The 682-nt window shown below is 56.9% G+C and carries 1 protein-coding gene and 2 tRNA genes; 1 reads left to right on the top strand and 2 read right to left on the bottom strand.

The genetic code is table 11. From position 1 onward, the window contains the following. Window positions 1–10: 10 nt before the first annotated feature. Window positions 11–175, top strand: a complete 165-nt coding sequence (locus A9976_RS11165) for a type II toxin-antitoxin system RelE/ParE family toxin (RefSeq protein WP_310889386.1) — start codon at window positions 11–13, stop codon at window positions 173–175. A 29-nt stretch (window positions 176–204) separates the two neighbouring features. Here the strand turns inward: A9976_RS11165 and A9976_RS11160 are convergent. Then, window positions 205–280, bottom strand: a tRNA-Phe gene (locus tag A9976_RS11160). A 104-nt stretch (window positions 281–384) separates the two neighbouring features. Next, a tRNA-Phe gene (locus A9976_RS11155) sits at window positions 385–460 on the bottom strand. Between the last annotated feature and the right edge of the window lie 222 nt (window positions 461–682).

Raw genomic sequence — 682 nt, 5'->3', positions numbered from 1 at the left:
CGATCAACTCGTGCAGTTCCCGGAGTTAGGACGGCTTGGTCGCATAGAGGATACCCGCGAATTGGTTATCAGCCAGACGTCGTATGTCGTGCCTTATCGGGTCTACGGGAATGTGGTTCGCATTCTGCGTGTGCTGCATTGCGCACAGCAGTGGCCGGATGAACTCAGTGACTGAATATCGGCGCTAGGAATGCGGGGAAATGTTGGTGGCCTGGGGCGGAATCGAACCACCGACACAAGGATTTTCAATCCTCTGCTCTACCGACTGAGCTACCAGGCCAATACCTGAACAGGTACGTTTGCAAAAAGCCCAGCGCGGGGCTGGGCTTTTTTTGGGATTCGGTATCGGCGGCCTAGGGGCTACCGCGATCCCAATAATTCTTTTGGTGGCCTGGGGCGGAATCGAACCACCGACACAAGGATTTTCAATCCTCTGCTCTACCGACTGAGCTACCAGGCCAACGAAGTCCGCAACTATACACAAATTTTTGGCCGTGCGCCAGCCAGGGCGGAAAAATCGCCATCCCTTACGACGCGGGCGATCGCGCCAAGTGTTGGGTGAATGGCACGCAAGGGTGCGGCGCAGGGTCGCGGCAGGGGGGCGAATTGGCCTGGGGATAACCCGCAGGGGTATAATCTTTAACGGTCTGCTGTTACGGCGAGGCGCATTTCGCAGGTTTGC

This window comes from Delftia sp. UME58 (assembly GCF_014170385.1).
GTDB lineage: Bacteria > Pseudomonadota > Gammaproteobacteria > Burkholderiales > Burkholderiaceae_C > Comamonas > Comamonas acidovorans.
The sequence above is the reverse complement of the archived record's forward strand: the minus strand, read 5'-3'. Positions and strand labels throughout refer to the sequence as shown.